We start from the raw sequence: 17,005 nt of genomic DNA on the forward strand, positions 1-17,005 counted from the left end.
GGTCATCACTTCTTGCTCCGCCACACACGTTCGAACGGAAGTCGCCACGCGCGAGGCGCTATCAGCTGGTGAATCGCATTCGGACCCCACGACCCCGGCTCGTACCCACGTACCGGTGGTGGATCGTCGAGCAGCGGCTGCGATACCTCCCAAAGGCGTTCGATACCAGCCGATGTCGTGAACAAGGTGTGGTCGTTGTGCATCGCATCGAGGATGAGGCGTTCGTAGGCCTCCAGCACATCGCCGACCCGCTCGGTTTCCTGCATCGCGAACTGCAGGCTCAGCTTGTCGAGCTTCATGCCAGGGCCAGGACGTTTGCCGTAGAAGGACAGCGACATCTTCGACGCGTCGGCGAGGTCGAACGTCAGGTGATCGGGTCCGTGCGCGCCGACACCGGAACCCGTTGGGAACATACTCTTGGGGGGCTCGCGGAAAGCGATGGAAATGATGCGCTGACCGTCGGCGAGATATTTGCCCGTGCGCAGATAAAACGGCACTCCGGCCCATCGCCAGTTGTCGATCTCGGCTTTGAGCGCGACGAACGTCTCCGTGTCGGACTCCGGCGACACGCCTGGCTCGTCGCGATAGCCGCGCACCTGGCCACGAACGACAGTGCTCGGATCGAGCGGACGCATCGAGCGGAAGACCTTGTTCTTCTCCTCGCTGATGGCGGCAGGCGCAAGCTCGGTAGGCGGTTCCATCGCCATGAACGCGAGGATCTGGAACAGGTGCGTCACCACCATGTCCTTGAAAGCGCCTGTCGGTTCGTAAAATGCCGCTCGGCCTTCGAGCGTGAGCTTCTCCGGTACATCGATCTGAATGTGCTCGATGAAGTTGCGATTCCAGATCGGCTCGAACAAGCCGTTGGCGAACCGGAACGCAAGAATATTCTGCGCTGGTTCCTTGCCGAGGAAATGATCGATCCGGAAGACCTGCTCCTCGGCGAAGATTTCGTGAATCGACGCATTGAGCTGCTTGGCACTCGCTAGGTCGACACCGAAAGGCTTCTCCATGATGATCCGCGCGTGTTTGACGAGGTCGGCTTCGTCGAGCGTCCTCAGCACCGCGGTTGCCGCCTTCGGCGGAACGCTCAGGTAGTGCAGCAGGCGCACATCGCCTGCCAGCTTGCCTGCCTGCTCACGGACTACGGCAGACAACGCATCCGGACCATCCGCGGTCGGGACGAAGCAGATCGTCTCCTCGAACTTCTCCCACTCCTCCGGAAGTATCGGGCGCCGGGAGAACTCGTGGCACGCCTCCTTCGCGATGGCGCGGAACTTCTCGGTATCCATCTCCTCCAGCGACGTTCCTACGATGCGCAGGTCCGGTGCGAGTTTGGACATCGAAAGGTGAAACATGCCGGGCAGAAGTTTGCGCCTAGCGAGATCGCCTGTGGCGCCGAACAATACGACGACATGCGGGTCGGTTGTTCCAGTGCTGCTGCTAGACATCGTTCCCCTTCGAAGTCCGTTCGGCCGCCATGGCCGCGCCCACGATTCCCGCTGTGTTCAGCAACGCCGCAGGTACCACGGGTGTTCGATTGTCCAATCGATGAATCCACTTGTCGCCCTTACGGCTTACTCCACCACCGGCGACGAACAGGTCGGGCCACATCAGGTCTTCGATATGGGTCAGAACGAGCGACACCTCTTTGGCCCAGTCCTTGTAGGACAGTTCGTCACGTTCCTTGATCGACGAGGCCGCACGATGTTCGGCCTCCTTGCCGTCCACGACCAGATGCCCGAACTCGGTGTTGGGCACCAACTCTCCGTTGGTCATGACCGCCGAGCCGATCCCAGTGCCGAAGGTCAACAAGATCACGACGCCCTTGGCATCCTTGCCTGCGCCGTACTTGTCCTCCGCCAATCCTGCGGCGTCGGCGTCGTTCAGCACGACGACGCTGTTGCCACCCAACGCGTCCTTGAAAAGGGCGACGGCGTCGGTCCCGATCCAGGACTTGTCGATGTTGGCCGCAGTGCGCGCGACCCCGCCGGTGACGACGGCAGGCAGCGTAATGCCAACTGCGCCTTCCCAGCCGAGCTGCTTGACGATCTCGGCGACGGAGCCTGCGATGGCTTCGGGGGTGGCCGGTTGGGGGGTGTCTATTCGAATTCGCTCACCGACGAGCGAACCGTCGGAGAGGTCGACGATCGCACCTTTGACACCGCTACCACCGATATCGATGCCGCATCCCTGATCGCTCATATCGCGCCCCGTTTCTCTCGGCCAGGCGAGCGGATTCCACACTAGGCGCTGACAGTGACGCGTGTACTGCGCTTGGAATCAATTTAGCGATCGATATAGCAAATGTGTCGCCGGAGGCGAACATGTAACGCGGTGTTAGTCGAATGCCGAGGAATTGTCAGTCGTTTTTGTGCTCAGTCGTTTGCGTGCAGGGCTGCGTTCAACTCGACGCCGGTGCCCTTCCACGGCACGACCTCGACCGCGCCGGAAACCGAATTGCGTCGAAACAGGATGTTGCTGTTGCCGTTCAGGTTGGCGGCTTTCGTGACCGTTCCGTCCGGGCCGGTGACCTTCGTGCCCGCTGTGATGTAGAGACCGGCTTCGACGACGCAGTCGTCACCCAGGGAGATGCCGAGTCCGGAGTTGGCGCCGAGCAGGCACCGCTCACCGACGCTGACGATCTCCTTGCCGCCGCCGGACAGAGTGCCCATGATCGACGCGCCGCCGCCGATATCGCTCCCGTCGCCGACGACGACGCCCGCGGAGATGCGACCCTCGACCATCGACGTGCCGAGGGTTCCTGCATTGAAGTTGACGAAGCCCTCGTGCATGACCGTGGTGCCGCTTGCGAGGTGGGCGCCGAGACGAACACGGTCGGCGTCGGCGATCCGAACACCGGACGGTACGACGTAGTCGACCAGACGCGGGAACTTGTCGACGCCGTAGACCGTGACGGGTCCGCGGGACCGGAGCTTCGCGCGGACCGTCTCGAAACCGTCGACAGCCGCGGGTCCGTGGTTGGTCCACACGACGTTGGCAAGCAGGCCGAACTGGCCGTCGAGGTTGGCGCCGTGCGGCTGAACCAACCGGTGTGAGATGAGATGCAGGCGCAGGTAGACGTCGTGGGCATCGGCAGGTGCCGCGGCGAGGTCGGCGATCGTGGTGCGAACAGCAACGACGTCGACGCCGCGGGCCGCGTCGGGACCGACGAGGTCGCGCAGGTCGGCGGGTACGTCGTCGCCATCGAGGCGGGTCGTTCCCGATTCGGCGAACTCGCCGAGTTCGGGCGCTGGATACCAGGTGTCGAGGACGGTGCCGTCCGTACTCACATTGGCGATTCCGACTGCTGTTGCTCCCTGTGCGCTCACGACGACGAGATTACTGCGGCAATAGTTCGCCGTACTGCCCGGGATCGAGGAAAACCTCCGAGAAGTTGGTGTCGGTCACGATCTGCGTGGGGGGCAGTGCTGCGGCACCGACAGCGAGCGGGATGGTCGAAAGCGCGATCGCTGCAGCGGCGAAGGTGGCGCCTGTGCTGGCGAGAAACAGTGATCGGGCGTTGGCCATCTCGGGCGCTCCTGGTCTGATGTCCTGAAACATGCTGTATAGCAACAAGTTTCCTGCCGAGGAGGGGTCCGCACAACCAACCCATGGGGTGTATATCTCTCACCTACTGCACTCGAAGAGCCGATACTTCGTCGCGTTGTCTGCCGTCGTGCCACACTCGCGCAATGGGAAACAAATCCATCCGGTCGTCATTGCGTGCAGTTGTTGCTGCAGCGTTCGCCGTTGTCGCTGCCACGACGCTCGGATCGCAGCAGGCCGTTGCCGCTCCGATCTGTGCCGGCGCGGGGCAGGCGCCGGTACTTGTCGGATCGATCCCCGGTGCTGCGCTCGAAGGTTTGACCGTCGACGCTCAGGGCCGCGCTTACACGACCGATCTACTCACCGGTCGCATCTACCGCATCGACCGACCCGGGGCGGGCGCAGTGGTTGTCGCGACCGTCCCCGGTGGCAATTCCGCGGGCGCGCTCGCCTGGGCACCCGATGGGACCTTGCTCGTCGGCTACTCGGGTCCGGCGGTGCTCATCGGCGACACCACCCGACCCGGTACCGTCGCCAGAGTGGACGTTGCGACCGGCGCCGTCACTCCGATCGCGTCGGGGCTGAGCGCAGCCAACGGGATGGACGTCGGCAGCGACGGAATCATCTACGCCACCAACGACTTCGGTCAGTTGATCGGGCGCGTCTACCCGAACGGTGTTGTGCAGCCTGACTGGTCGCGTGTGCAGGGTGCGAACGGGGCGGTGTTGAGCAGCGGCGACGCGTACCTCTACGTGTCGCGTACCTTCGCGAATCCAGGCATCAGCCGGGTTCCGATCGCCAATCCCGGTGTGCCCGAATCGATCGTCGACTTCGGCGGTGGAGATTTCGCGACGACAGCAGATGGTCTCACGCTCGACTCTCGTGACCGCCCGATCGTGCCCGCCAACCTGACCGGTCAGATTCTGCGCGTCGACGGCCGCAACCAATTCTGTGTACTGGCAAGCGGACTCCCCATGTCGAGTGTGCTGAGTTACGGCCGCGGTGGCACGGGCTTTGCAGACGGTCGGCTTTTCCGCGCGGGCTTCGACGGCAACATCTACGAAATCCCCGGCGGTTTCGATCCGGCAGCACGGACAGCCACACCCTGAGTAATCTCGACACTGTGACGTTCCTCGACCTGCACGCCGACCCGATCGATCTCACCGCCGCGTTGGTGGACATCCCGAGCGTGTCGCGCGACGAGTCCGTGATCGCCGACGCCGTCGAGTCCGCGCTCCGTGAACAGACCACCGGCTTCGAAGTGATCCGGAGCGGTAATGCCGTGTTGGCGAGGACATCTCGCGGCCTCGGTAGTCGGGCACTGCTCGCCGGACACCTCGACACCGTTCCGATCGCCGACAACGTTCCATCCCGGCGCGTGGGCGACACCCTGCACGGTTGCGGCACCGTAGACATGAAGTCGGGCGATGCGGTGTTTCTCCACCTGGCCGCGACCGTCGCCGAGCCGACTCAGGATCTGACACTAATTTTCTACGATTGCGAGGAGATCGCCGCCGAGTACAACGGCCTCGGCCGCATCGAACGCGAACTCCCGGATTGGCTACGCGCCGACGTCGCGATCCTCGGCGAGCCCTCCGGCGGCTACATCGAAGCGGGCTGCCAAGGTACGCTGCGTGCCCGTTTGACGGCGTCGGGCACGCGCGCGCATTCGGCCCGAGCTTGGTTGGGTGACAACGCAATTCACAAGCTGGGTCCGGCTCTCGCGCGGCTGTCCGAATACTCGGCACGTTCGGTCGACATCGACGGCTGCGTCTACCGGGAGGGTCTGTCGGCGGTGCGGGTGAACGGGGGAGTGGCGGGCAACGTCGTACCCGACTACGTCGAACTCGACGTCAACTTCCGCTTTGCGCCCGATCGTTCCGTCGCTCAGGCGACCGACCATGTCAGCGAACTGTTCGACGGACTCGATCTGGACTTTGCGATCACCGACAGCGCTCCGGGAGCACTACCTGGATTGTCGGCGCCGGCCGCTGCCGCACTCGTCGAGGCTGCAGGTGGTGAATTCCGCGCGAAATACGGATGGACCGACGTGTCTCGTTTCGCGGCGCTTGGAATACCTGCAGTCAACTACGGACCCGGCGATCCGAACCTCGCGCACAAGCCGGAAGAGCAGGTCCCGGTCGCCCAGATCAGCCACGTCGCCGACGTGCTGCGCGCATACCTGACGGGGTAGGCAGATCTATAGGCAGAGAAAACTCAACGCCGTCCATGGATCGACGAACTGCAGTCGCAGCCCTTCCAGCTCGTCCTCGCTGGCCCCACCGCGATCGGCGAGGTCCGCCAATTGCCTTGCTGCGGTAGATGACTGGTTCATGTAGTCCTTGACCTTGCCTGGCCCCATCTGGGCGGCGACAGGATCGATCTCGTCGGCGATGCCTCGGTATTTTTTGGCGCGATCACTGTGATCGGGCGCCTTGACGGCGATTGCGGCGTCGACGTCGGCCTTGATGCCGTCGTAGAGCTGGCAGTCCGCCGCCGAGATCGGAGCCTCCGATGTAGCCGGTGCAGCGGAGGTGAACACACTTGTCGTCGTCGGTCCGGCTTTCGTCGTTGTCACGGCCTGCGCGCTGCTGTTGGCCGCCGTTTTACTGCTGGAATCGCCACCCGAGTTCGTGACGGCGACGGCGATGCCGACCCCGACGATCAGCGCGAGGACCGCAGCGGAAATTCCGACGATCAGACCCATGCTGCGGGCAGGCTTGGGTGGCGGCTGGAAATGCCCGTTGGGACCGGTGAACGCCGCACCGGGATGTTGATACGTCGGCTGCGGTCCGCTCGCATAGAGCTGTTGTGGGCCGGCCTGATACGGCGCATAGGTGCCCACCGGCCCCGTCGCGTGGGGCGCTTCGGTCAGCGCAGCGGTCGCAGCTTCGGCGAATTCTCGGCAGGAGTCGTAGCGGTCGGCTTTGTCCTTTGCCATGGCCTTCGCGATGACCGCGTCGATCGCCGGCGGCAGCTCGCCACGGATGGTGCTCGGCCGCGGCGGCGGCTCGTGCAGATGCCCCATCATCACCTTCGCCGGAATCGGCGACGGAAAGGCTTCGTAGCCGGTGAGCAGCTTCATCAGTGCGCAGGCGAGACCGTAGATGTCGGTGCGGTGATCGAGCGGTTGGCCGAGCAATTGTTCCGGTGCCGCATACGCCATCGTTGCGATGAACGTGCCCGTCTGCGTCAGATGCAGGTTGTCTTCGGCCGAGCGCGCAACTCCGAAGTCGGTCAGTACAACTCGCTCGTCGGCGGGATCCGGTCCGGACAGCAGGAAGTTCGCAGGCTTTACGTCGCGATGCAGCAGACCCTGCCCGTGTGCGTAGTCGAGACCTTTGCCGACCTCGGTGATGATGCGCAACGCCCGGCGCATGGTCATCACCAGTGGACCCTTCTCCACTTCGACGGCCGCGTCCGTGCCCTCGATGTAGGCCATCGCGATCCACAGTTGGCCGTCCTCTTCGCCGCGGTTGTGGACCGAGATCAGATTCGGGTGATCGAGAGAAGCCGCGAGACTGCCTTCGCGCTGGAAGCGGAGCCGGAATTCGTCGTCCTGCGTCAACTCCGGCTTGAGCACCTTGAGCGCGTACATCCGTGGCAGATTCGGGTGCTTCGCGAGGTAGACGGTCCCCATTCCGCCTGCGCCGAGCACCTTCTGGATGCGATAGCCGCCGATGGTCTCACCTGGCCGCAACGGCATGGCCCCGCCCCTTTCGCTGGTAATCCTCTGCCACGAACTCTAGCGACCACACCCGACCCGATAGCCTATGCGCCATGTCAGCAGCGGAGTCCATACCGAATCGAACGGCAGGCGAGTCCGGCACGAACGAGCCGAAGTATCGCGGTCCGATAATGCTTCGTCGGGACAGGAAAACCGAATCGAGTACAACCGACCAGCGTTTGCTCGACCAGCGTGGACCGTCGGACTGGGTCCACACCGATCCATGGCGGGTGCTGCGAATCCAGAGTGAATTCGTCGAAGGCTTCGGTGCTCTCGCCGAGGTGCCGCGTGCGGTGACGGTATTCGGTTCCGCACGTACGCACGTCGACAGCGCGGAGTACGCGTCGGGTCAGGCACTCGGCACTGCACTCGCGGCGGCGGGTTATGCGGTGATCACAGGTGGTGGCCCCGGCGTCATGGAGGCCGCCAACCGCGGCGCCAGCGAGGCCGGCGGCTTCTCGATCGGACTCGGTATCGAGTTGCCGTTCGAGCAGGGCCTCAACGAATGGGTCGACCTCGGCATCAACTTCCGGTACTTCTTCGCGCGAAAGACCATGTTCGTCAAGTACTCCCAGGCTTTCGTCTGTCTACCGGGTGGGTTCGGCACGCTCGACGAACTGTTCGAGGCCCTGACGCTCGTGCAGACGCGAAAGGTGACGCGCTTCCCGATCGTGCTGTTCGGGACCGAATTCTGGGCAGGCCTGATCGACTGGATCAAGTCGTCGCTGCTCACCAGCGGCAAGGTGTCGGCGGCCGACGTCGAACTGCTGCACGTGACCGACAGTGTCGAGGAAGTCATTCGGATCATCTCCGAAAGCGAACTTGCAAGTACCGAAGTCGACGTCGAACCCGGCACGGAGGACCTCTGGTGAGCCCTTTCACCGTATGTGTCTACTGCGCGTCCGGCGTCTACGAGCCGCAGTATCTGGAATTGGCGACGGCCGTCGGGACCGAACTCGGCAAACGCGGCTGGCAGTTGGTCTCGGGTGGCGGCAACGTCTCGATGATGGGCGCTGTCGCAGCGGCGACGCGGACCGCAGGCGGCCGAACGATCGGCGTCATTCCGAAGAAACTCGTGCACCGCGAGGTCGCCGACACCGAGGCCGACGAACTGATCGTCACCGACACCATGAGCGAGCGCAAACAGGTCATGGCGTCGCGCGCCGACGCGTTTCTCACGCTGCCGGGCGGTATCGGTACGCTCGAGGAACTGTTCGAGACGTGGACCGCCGCGTACCTGGGTATGCATGACAAGCCTGTCGTCCTACTCGACCCGTTCGGGCATTTCGACGAGCTGCTCGCCTGGCTGGATCGGCTGCGTGGAACCGGGTTCGTCTCGCAAACGGCACTGGACACGCTTGTGCGAACGACCGTAGTAAGCGAAGCGCTGGACGAATGTCTGCGCGGGTTTACCGAAAGGACGAATAGATGAGCTCGGGTGCACCAGCGACCGTCGGCATTTTCGAGATCGCGAAGCGGCTGCCCGCCATGGCGCCGGATCTGTACGGCATGGCGAAGAACGTCACCGGCCTGCTGCAGAACCCGGACTCGAAGGACTCGCTCGGCCTCGTTTTCCAACGCGCCGCGCACAGTCGTCCGGATCGTCCGTTCATTCGGTTCGAAGGTAAGTCGACCAGCTACGGCGACTCCAACGCGACCGTGAACCGGTATGCGAGCGTGCTCACCGATCGTGGTGTCACCCGAGGTGACGTCGTCGGCGTGCTGATGAACAACCGGCCCGAGACGCTGTTCCTCATCCTGGCGATCGTCAAGCTCGGCGCAACAGCGGGGCTGCTCAACAACAATCAGCGTGGTGACGTGCTCTCGCACAGCATCGGCCTGCTGAAGAGCGGTGTGCTCGTCGTCGGCGACGAGTGCACCGAAGCGTTGGACTCGCTCGACGGCGCTGTCGACGGTGTGCTGGCTGCAGAGGAACTCGATCGGCTCGCCGCCGATGCCGACGATTCCGATCCAGCCGTCTGCTCCGAAATCACGGGGCGCGAGAAGGCGTTCCTCATCTTCACCTCGGGAACGACGGGGATGCCGAAGGCAAGCGTGATGAGCCACATGCGTTGGCTCAAAGGTATGTCGGGTCTCGGCGGGCTCGGTATTCGCTTGCACGGCGAGGATGCGCTCTACTGCTGCCTCCCGCTCTATCACAACAACGCGGTGACGGTCGCGCTGTCGGCCGTGCTCGGATCGCGGTCCACGTTTGCGCTCGGCACCAAGTTCTCCGCATCCGGATTCTGGGACGACGCGAACCTCAACAAGGCGACCGCCATCATCTACATCGGCGAGCTCTGCCGGTATCTGCTCAACCAGGATCCGAAGCCGGACGACAACGAGAACAACATCAGGCTCGCTGTCGGCAACGGTCTGCGTCCGGAGATCTGGGACGAGTTCAAGGAACGCTTCGGGATCAGCCGGATCGTCGAGTTCTACGGCGCGAGCGAAGCGAACATCGCATTCGTGAACGCTCTCAACGTCGACAAGACCGCAGGTGTCAGCCCGCTGCCCTTCGCCGTGGTCGAGTACGACGACGAAACAGGCAAAGCCAAGCGCGGCGAGAACGGACGACTGAAGAAAGTCGGCAAAGGCAAGGTCGGCCTGCTGCTCGCGAAGGTGACCGATCGTTCGCCGTTCGACGGCTATACCGACGACGAAGCATCCGAGGCGAAGCTCGTCCGCGACGGCTTCAAGGACGGCGACGTCTGGTTCGACACGGGCGACCTCGTCCGCAAGCAGGGCTGGATGCACATCGCGTTCGTCGATCGCCTCGGTGACACCTTCAGGTGGAAGGGCGAGAACGTCGCGACGACCGAGGTCGAAGGCGCGCTCGGTTCCGAGGCGGCTATCTCGCAGGCCGTGGTGTTCGGCGTCGAGATCGAGGGCGCCGACGGCAAAGCGGGCATGGCAGCGGTGACGCTGAACGAGGGCAAGTCCTTCGACGGCAAGGAGGTCGCAGCGCACCTGTACGACCAGCTGCCGAAGTACGCGGTCCCGCTGTTCATCCGCGTCGTCGACAGCCTCGAACAGACGTCGACGTTCAAGAGTCGCAAGGTCGAGCTGCGGAAGCAGGGGTACTCGCCGGATGCAGAGGGTGAGCTCTACGTCCTCGCCGGGCGCGACAAGGGCTACGTCGAGTCCTACGACGGTTACGTCGACGAGGTCGCAGCGGCGAAGGCCCCCCGCGGGTAGTCGGTGCCGACCGTGCCCTGCGCGGTCGTGTCAAGATTGAGTTATGAATTCGCGCCCGCATACGACGCTGTGCGGCAAACCTGTCGCGGTCGATCGTGCGCTCGTGATGGCGATCGTGAATCGCACGCCCGACTCGTTCTACGACCAGGGTGCGAACTTCACCGACCGGGCAGCGATGGATGCGGTGACGCGCGCGGTCGACGAGGGTGCCGACATCATCGACATCGGTGGCGTGAAGGCCGGTCCCGGCGCCGATGTCGACGAAGCAGAGGAATCGCGACGGGTCGTGCCGTTCGTCGCTGCGGTACGGGCGAAATACCCGAGCTTGCTGATCAGTGCAGACACGTGGCGTAGTGGCGTCGCGCGTCACGCCGTCGCCGCGGGTGCCGACCTCATCAACGACACCTGGGCGGGCGCTGATCCCGAGTTGGCCGTCGTCGCTGCCGAACTGGGTGCAGGCATCGTGTGCAGCCATACCGGTGGGGCGACACCGCGGACCCGACCGCATCGCGTCCGCTATCTCGACGTCGTCGCCGACGTGGTGGACGAGGTGGTTCGCGCCGCGGAGCGGGCGCGTGAACTCGGTGTCGCCGACGACGCGATTCTCATCGATCCGACACACGACTTCGGCAAGAACACCTATCACGGGCTCGAGTTGTTGCGTCGCGTGGACGTTCTTGTAAACACCGGATGGCCAGTGCTGATGGCGCTCAGTAACAAGGACTTCATAGGCGAGACTCTGGGTGTAGGCCTCACCGAACGGCTGGAGGGGACATTGGCAGCGACGGCATTGGCAGCAGCCGGGGGTGCCCGCGTGTTCCGCGTTCACGAGGTGGCATCGACGAGACGGGTAGTCGACATGGTCGCCGCTATCCTGGGGACCCGGCAGCCTGCTCATACCGTGAGGGGTTTGGCATGACGATCTCGGACATCACCAACACGCCCGCGCACCGCGACTGGGCCGAGACGAACACGTGGGACAGGCCGGACTGGACGGTCGCGGACCTGGTCGCCGCGAAGAACGGACGGACCGTATCGGTCGTTCTTCCGGCGCTGAACGAAGAACAAACCGTCGCCAGTGTCATCGACACCATCCATCCACTGCTCGGTGGACTTGTCGACGAACTGATCGTGCTCGATTCCGGTTCGACAGACGAAACAGCCGATCGCGCTCGAGCGGCTGGCGCTCAGGTCATCAGTCGTGAACAGGCCGTGCCCGAGCTCGCACCGGTGCCCGGCAAAGGGGAGGTGCTGTGGCGCTCGCTCGCCGCGGCAACCGGCGACATCATCGCGTTCATCGACTCCGACCTGATCAATCCCGACCCGGCGTTCGTTCCGAAACTGCTCGGACCGCTGCTCACCGTCGAGGGCATCCATCTGGTCAAGGGCTACTACCGCCGCCCGCTTCAGCACGGTGGGTCGGTCGAATCGAACGGCGGGGGGCGGGTCACCGAATTGGTGGCGCGGCCGCTGCTCGCAGCGATGCGACCGGATCTGTCGAGTGTGTTGCAGCCGCTCGGTGGCGAGTATGCGGGCACGCGTGAGCTGATGGCGTCGGTACCGTTCGCGCCCGGCTACGGCGTCGAGATAGGCCTGCTGCTCGACACCTACGACAAACTCGGTCTGCACGCGATCGGCCAGGTGAACCTCGGCGTTCGTAAGCACCGCAATCGGCCACTCGCGGACCTCGGTGTGATGAGCAGACAGATCGTCGGGACCATGCTCGGTCGCTGCGGTATCAAGGACTCCGGCGCGGCGCTGCAACAGTTTCCGCTGGAAGGTGACACCTTCACGCCGGTCAGTACCGAGGTGTCGCTGTCCGATCGCCCGCCCATGAACAATCTGAGGCCATAGCGGCGTGGCAGGATCGTGACATGCTCACCATGCTGCTCTACGTGTTGATCATCGCCGTCGTCGGCGCCGTGCTGTTCCTCGCGGCAAGCACCGTGTTCGGTCGTTCCGAGGAGCTTGCTCCGATCCCGTCGGGTACGACCGCGACCGTGTTGCCCGAATCCGGCGTGACGGGTGCGGATGTTGCTGCCCTGCGCTTTCAGCAGGCGTTGCGTGGGTACAAAGCCAGCGAGGTCGACTGGGCGTTGGAACGGCTCGGCGCTGAGATCGACGCGCTGCGCCAAGAGTTGGCTGAGCTGTCGTTGCACAAGTCGTTGTGACGGTCGCGCCTGCGGACGATCGTGTGCGCTGTCCATGGGCAGACGGCTCGGAGTTGTACCGCGATTACCACGACCACGAGTGGGGGCAGCCGGTCCACGGGCGGGACGCACTGTTCGAGCGTGTGTGCCTCGAGGCGTTCCAATCGGGTCTGGCATGGATCACGATTCTTCGTAAGCGGCCGGCGTTCAGAGCGGCCTTCGACGGGTTCGTTGTCGACCGTGTGGCTGCGTTCGACGAGGCAGATGTGACTCGTCTGATGACCGACGTACAGATCGTTCGAAACCGCGCGAAGATCGAAGCAAGCATCGGGAATGCGCGGGCCGTGCAGGCGCTCGACGTCGACCTCGACGAACTGCTGTGGTCGTATGCGCCTGCGCGACGGGCACGGCCGAAAACGGTAGGCGAGGTGCCTGCTGTGACGCCCGAATCGACGGCGATGGCAAAGGAACTCAAGCGGCGCGGGTTCAGGTTCGTAGGCCCGACCACCGCCTACGCGTTGATGCAGGCGACGGGAATGGTGGACGACCATCTGGCTGATTGTTGGGTCCGGTGAATGGTTGTGAAGTGCCGTCATTTCGGTCGTTTTGCAACTCAGGTACCCGTCGACCAACGGGATAGGGAACAATGGAACCTCGTAACTCGCAACACACGCGAGTTGTCAGCGAGCAGCAAGGCGCGGAACCACTGCGCAGATCTTGGAGGGAGCAGGGATGGCGGCCATGAAGCCCCGCACTGGGGACGGTCCCCTCGAGGCAACCAAAGAAGGGCGAGGCATCGTCATGCGTGTGCCGCTCGAGGGCGGTGGCCGCTTGGTCGTCGAACTGACACCTGACGAAGCTGCAGCGCTGGGTGATGAGCTCAAGGGTGTTACCAGCTGAGGCGAGCTTCGGTCGCCGGCCCCGTATGCCGCTCGGCACGCGGGGCTCTTTGATGTATGACAGGTCGGCCTGAATGTTGGCCGATGCGCTGGATCTGCTCGTGTGTCCCGCGTGCGGATCGGATCTGGACCTCGAAGAGCGAACGGTTCTCTGTCAACGAGGCCATAGTTTCGACGTTGCGCGGCAGGGCTACGTAAGCCTTCTTGCCGGCGCAGCGACGAAGCTGACGGGCGATTCCGCCGACATGATCACCGCACGCGGGGAATTTCTCGATGCCGGCCATTTCGATCCGATCGCCACGGCTGTCGCTGCCGCAGTCGGCGACTCGGCAGACCTGCGCATCCTCGAGATCGGGGCAGGCACCGGGCACTACCTTTCGCGAGCCGTCGACGTGGCCGAGGACGCCATCGGGCTCGGCGTCGACATCTCGAAAGCCGCGGCACGGCGAACGGCTCGCGCCCACCCGCGAGTGGCGTCGATCGTTGCCGACGCGTGGCAGAACCTTCCCGTTCGCACCGGCTCGTGCACACACGCGCTGTCGATCTTCTCGCCACGCAACCCCGACGAGATCCGTCGCATCCTGTGCGCCGATGGTTCGTTCGTCGTCGTCACGCCGACCCAGCGTCACCTGGGCGAACTCATCGAACCACTCGGCATGGTTCGGGTCGACGACGACAAGACGCGGCGGCTCGGCGAGTCGATGGCAGGCCGGTTCGACCGCGTCGACAGGCACGCCGTGGACTTCACGATGGAACTCGACGGGTCCGCGATTGCGGCGGTCGTCGGGATGGGTCCGACGGCTCGGCATCTCAGTGCCGAACAACGGTCCGAGCGGATCGCGACACTTCCGATGCCGACGACGGTCACCGCGTCGGTCGTCGTCGCTACCTACCGGCCGCGCGTGGCGATGACGTCGGCGTAGACGGCCAACGTCTGTCGTGCGATCGCAGGCCAGGAGAACTCGGTCATCGCTCGTTCCCTGCCCGCTCGACCCATCTCGGCAGCCTTCGCTGGGTCTCCCGCGACAGCGTTGACCGCCTCGGCGAGATGTTTCTCGAACGCCCGCGGCTCGTAGGTGTTGTAGTGCACGAGCACGCCGGTTCTGCCGTCGTCGACGACCTCCGGAATGCCACCGACGTCGGAGGCGACAACGGCGGTCTCGCATGCCATCGCCTCGAGGTTCACGATGCCCAACGGCTCGTAGACCGACGGACAGACGAAGACGGTCGCCGCCGAGAGGATCTCGCGAATCTGTTCGGTCGGGAGCATCTCGCGAACCCAGAAGACGTTGCTGCGGGTCTTCCTTAGCTCTGCGACCGCACGTTCGACCTCGGCTTCGATCTCAGGTGTGTCGGGCGCACCCGCGCAGAGAACGAGCTGGATGTCCGGGTCGAAGTCGGCCGCTGCAGCGAGCAGATGCCCGACCCCCTTCTGCCGGGTGATCCGGCCGACGAACGCGACGATCGGTTCGTCGGTGCGCACGCCACGCTCGGCCAACACCGACGTCGCTGGGTCCTGCGCTGGGCCAGGATGCCAGACCTCGGTGTCGATGCCGTTGTGCACAACGTGGACCCGTGCGGGATCGACGGCGGGGTAGGCGTCGAGCACGTCGAGTCGCATACCTTCGCTGACCGCGATCACGGCGTCGGCGTTTTCGACGGCGTTGCGTTCCGACCACGACGAGATGCGATAGCCGCCGCCGAGCTGCTCGGCCTTCCACGGTCGGCGCGGTTCGAGCGAGTGCGCGGTGAGCACGTGCGGCACGCCGTACAGCGCGCCTGCGAGATGACCCGCCAGGCCCGCATACCAGGTGTGCGAATGGACGACGTCGACGTCTGCGGCCGCATTGGCCATCCGCAGCTGGGTGGAAAGCATGACCATCGCCGGGTTCGCGTCGGCGAGCGCGGGATCGGGTTCGTGGACGGTCGCGTTCTCCCGTGGGACACCCATGCAATGGACGTCGACGGTGCACAGCTCCGCGAGGTTCGCCGTCAGTTCGGTGACGTGAACACCCGCTCCGCCGTACACCTCGGGTGGATACTCCCGCGTCATCATTGCCACCCGAATAGGAACGTTGGGGGCCGCCGGTGTGCTCACGTTCCCAACGTATCCGCTCGGCTGCTCGGTGGCGAGAGCGGCCCGAAAGTAGGTTTTGGGAAGGGCACGGTAGCGGTGGAGTCTGTCGACGGATAGGTTTGCAGATGTGAGGAGCCAGCCGCATGTGCTCGGTATCGTGCTAGCCGGCGGTGTCGGCAAACGCCTATACCCGCTGACCGCAGACAGAGCTAAGCCAGCCGTGCCTTTCGGCGGTGCTTATCGTCTGATCGACTTCGTTCTCAGCAACCTCGTGAACGCGGGGTACCTGCGCATCTGCGTTCTCACGCAGTACAAGTCGCACTCGCTGGACCGCCACATATCGCAGACCTGGCGACTGTCCGGGTTCGCGGGCGAGTACATCACTCCGGTTCCGGCGCAGCAGCGTCTCGGGCCGCGGTGGTACACGGGTAGCGCCGATGCGATCCTGCAGTCGATGAACCTGATCTACGACGAGGATCCCGAGTACATCGTCGTCTTCGGTGCCGACCACGTGTATCGCATGGACCCCGAGCAGATGGTGCAGCAGCACATCGAGTCCGGCGCGGGCGTCACCGTTGCCGGTATTCGGGTCCCGCGCAGCGAGGCGACGGCCTTCGGCTGCATCGACGCCGACGAGAAGGGGAAGATCACTCAGTTCCTCGAAAAGCCTGCGCATCCGCCGGGAACGCCCGACGACCCGAATGCGACGTTCGCGTCGATGGGCAACTACGTCTTCACCACGAAGGTGCTCGTCGACACGATCAAGGCCGATTCGGAGAACTCCGACTCCGATCACGACATGGGTGGCGACATCATTCCCGCTCTCGTGTCCGCTGGCGAAGCGAATGTCTACGACTTCAAGGACAACGTGGTGCCCGGTGCGACCGACCGTGATCGCGGTTACTGGCGCGATGTCGGAACCATCGACGCGTTCTACGACGCCCACATGGACCTCGTGTCCGTGCACCCTGTGTTCAACCTCTACAACCGGCGCTGGCCGATCCGAGGTCTGTCGGAGAATCTGCCGCCCGCGAAGTTCGTCCAGGGTGGTCTCGCGCAGGAGTCGATCGTCGGTGCGGGCTGCATCCTGTCCGCGGCGACGGTCCGCAATTCGGTGATCAGCAGCAACGTGATGATCGATTCCGGTGCCACAGTCGAGGGCAGCGTCGTGATGCCGGGCTGCCGAATCGGCAAGGGCGCGGTCGTGCGGCACGCGATCCTGGACAAGAACGTCGTCGTCGGTGACGGTGAAGTGATCGGTGTCGATCCGGACCGCGACCGTGATCGTTTCGCGGTCAGCAACGGTGGGGTCGTCACCGTCGGCAAGGGAATTTGGATCTAGGCGGCTACGCCGCTCGTGAGTCCTTTTGGAGGGTCCGCCCTCCGAAAGGACTCACGAGGCGCG

The 17,005-nt window shown here is 64.2% G+C and carries 18 protein-coding genes; 12 read left to right on the plus strand and 6 right to left on the minus strand.

Translation table 11 applies throughout. The features are described from left to right. Positions 1-5 precede the first annotated feature (5 nt). The 4 genes from zwf to JGU71_RS18695 form a co-directional block, all read right to left on the minus strand. Positions 6-1,451, minus strand: coding sequence for a glucose-6-phosphate dehydrogenase (gene zwf, locus JGU71_RS18680; RefSeq protein WP_199705804.1), 1,446 nt, complete (start codon positions 1,449-1,451; stop codon positions 6-8). Next, complete coding sequence (ppgK, locus tag JGU71_RS18685) at positions 1,444-2,205, minus strand: polyphosphate--glucose phosphotransferase (RefSeq protein WP_199705805.1); 762 nt, start codon at positions 2,203-2,205, stop codon at positions 1,444-1,446. The genes zwf and ppgK overlap by 8 nt, the downstream gene beginning before the upstream one ends. Positions 2,206-2,378: 173 nt before the next feature. Further along, a complete protein-coding gene (gene dapD, locus JGU71_RS18690) occupies positions 2,379-3,332 on the minus strand; it encodes a 2,3,4,5-tetrahydropyridine-2,6-dicarboxylate N-succinyltransferase (RefSeq protein ID WP_199705806.1) in 954 nt (317 codons plus the stop codon). A 10-nt stretch (positions 3,333-3,342) separates the two neighbouring features. Further along, entirely contained in the window at positions 3,343-3,531 is a 189-nt protein-coding gene (locus JGU71_RS18695) for a hypothetical protein (protein ID WP_199705807.1), read from the minus strand. Between the two features lie 164 nt (positions 3,532-3,695). On the opposite strand from JGU71_RS18695, the gene JGU71_RS18700 reads away from it, so the two are divergent. Beyond that, a complete protein-coding gene (locus tag JGU71_RS18700) occupies positions 3,696-4,658 on the plus strand; it encodes an SMP-30/gluconolactonase/LRE family protein (protein WP_199705808.1) in 963 nt (320 codons plus the stop codon). A gap of 14 nt (positions 4,659-4,672) precedes the next feature. Beyond that, on the plus strand, positions 4,673-5,743 hold the full coding sequence (dapE, locus tag JGU71_RS18705) for a succinyl-diaminopimelate desuccinylase (RefSeq protein ID WP_199705809.1): 1,071 nt from the start codon (positions 4,673-4,675) through the stop codon (positions 5,741-5,743). Between the two features lie 6 nt (positions 5,744-5,749). Here dapE and JGU71_RS18710 read toward each other — a convergent pair whose 3' ends face one another. Beyond that, positions 5,750-7,255, minus strand: coding sequence for a serine/threonine-protein kinase (locus JGU71_RS18710; protein ID WP_199705810.1), 1,506 nt, complete (start codon positions 7,253-7,255; stop codon positions 5,750-5,752). A 152-nt stretch (positions 7,256-7,407) separates the two neighbouring features. On the opposite strand from JGU71_RS18710, the gene JGU71_RS18715 reads away from it, so the two are divergent. The 9 genes from JGU71_RS18715 (at position 7,408) to JGU71_RS18755 (ending at position 14,446) form a co-directional block, all read left to right on the plus strand. Next, positions 7,408-8,148, plus strand: a complete 741-nt coding sequence (locus JGU71_RS18715; RefSeq protein ID WP_233529783.1) for an LOG family protein — start codon at positions 7,408-7,410, stop codon at positions 8,146-8,148. Next, complete coding sequence (locus tag JGU71_RS18720; protein ID WP_307829718.1) at positions 8,145-8,708, plus strand: LOG family protein; 564 nt, start codon at positions 8,145-8,147, stop codon at positions 8,706-8,708. The genes JGU71_RS18715 and JGU71_RS18720 overlap by 4 nt, the downstream gene beginning before the upstream one ends. After that, positions 8,705-10,474: a long-chain-acyl-CoA synthetase gene (locus JGU71_RS18725; RefSeq protein WP_199705812.1), complete on the plus strand. Its 1,770-nt coding sequence runs from the start codon at positions 8,705-8,707 to the stop codon at positions 10,472-10,474. Before JGU71_RS18720 ends, JGU71_RS18725 begins: the two co-directional genes overlap by 4 nt. Positions 10,475-10,517: 43 nt before the next feature. Further along, entirely contained in the window at positions 10,518-11,393 is an 876-nt protein-coding gene (gene folP, locus JGU71_RS18730) for a dihydropteroate synthase (protein WP_199705813.1), read from the plus strand. Continuing rightward, the gene (locus tag JGU71_RS18735; protein WP_199705814.1) at positions 11,390-12,328 is read left to right on the plus strand and encodes a glucosyl-3-phosphoglycerate synthase; all 939 of its coding nucleotides are present in this window, start codon (positions 11,390-11,392) and stop codon (positions 12,326-12,328) included. Before folP ends, JGU71_RS18735 begins: the two co-directional genes overlap by 4 nt. Before the next feature lie 20 nt (positions 12,329-12,348). After that, complete coding sequence (locus JGU71_RS18740; protein WP_199705815.1) at positions 12,349-12,645, plus strand: DivIVA domain-containing protein; 297 nt, start codon at positions 12,349-12,351, stop codon at positions 12,643-12,645. Beyond that, positions 12,642-13,199: a DNA-3-methyladenine glycosylase I gene (locus tag JGU71_RS18745; protein WP_199705816.1), complete on the plus strand. Its 558-nt coding sequence runs from the start codon at positions 12,642-12,644 to the stop codon at positions 13,197-13,199. The genes JGU71_RS18740 and JGU71_RS18745 overlap by 4 nt, the downstream gene beginning before the upstream one ends. 157 nt (positions 13,200-13,356) lie before the next feature. Next, the gene (locus JGU71_RS18750; protein ID WP_003406247.1) at positions 13,357-13,524 is read left to right on the plus strand and encodes a DUF3117 domain-containing protein; all 168 of its coding nucleotides are present in this window, start codon (positions 13,357-13,359) and stop codon (positions 13,522-13,524) included. 73 nt (positions 13,525-13,597) lie between these two features. Beyond that, entirely contained in the window at positions 13,598-14,446 is an 849-nt protein-coding gene (locus JGU71_RS18755; protein ID WP_199705817.1) for a putative RNA methyltransferase, read from the plus strand. Here the strand turns inward: JGU71_RS18755 and glgA are convergent. Next, positions 14,413-15,591: a glycogen synthase gene (gene glgA / locus JGU71_RS18760; RefSeq protein WP_199706076.1), complete on the minus strand. Its 1,179-nt coding sequence runs from the start codon at positions 15,589-15,591 to the stop codon at positions 14,413-14,415. The genes JGU71_RS18755 and glgA overlap by 34 nt on opposite strands. Before the next feature lie 136 nt (positions 15,592-15,727). Here glgA and glgC point away from each other — a divergent pair, with 136 nt between their 5' ends. After that, a complete protein-coding gene (glgC, locus tag JGU71_RS18765; protein WP_199705818.1) occupies positions 15,728-16,942 on the plus strand; it encodes a glucose-1-phosphate adenylyltransferase in 1,215 nt (404 codons plus the stop codon). The last annotated feature ends 63 nt before the right edge of the window (positions 16,943-17,005 follow it).

It is taken from the genome of Antrihabitans stalagmiti, assembly GCF_016482825.1.
Classification (GTDB): Bacteria; Actinomycetota; Actinomycetes; order Mycobacteriales; family Mycobacteriaceae; genus Antrihabitans; species Antrihabitans stalagmiti.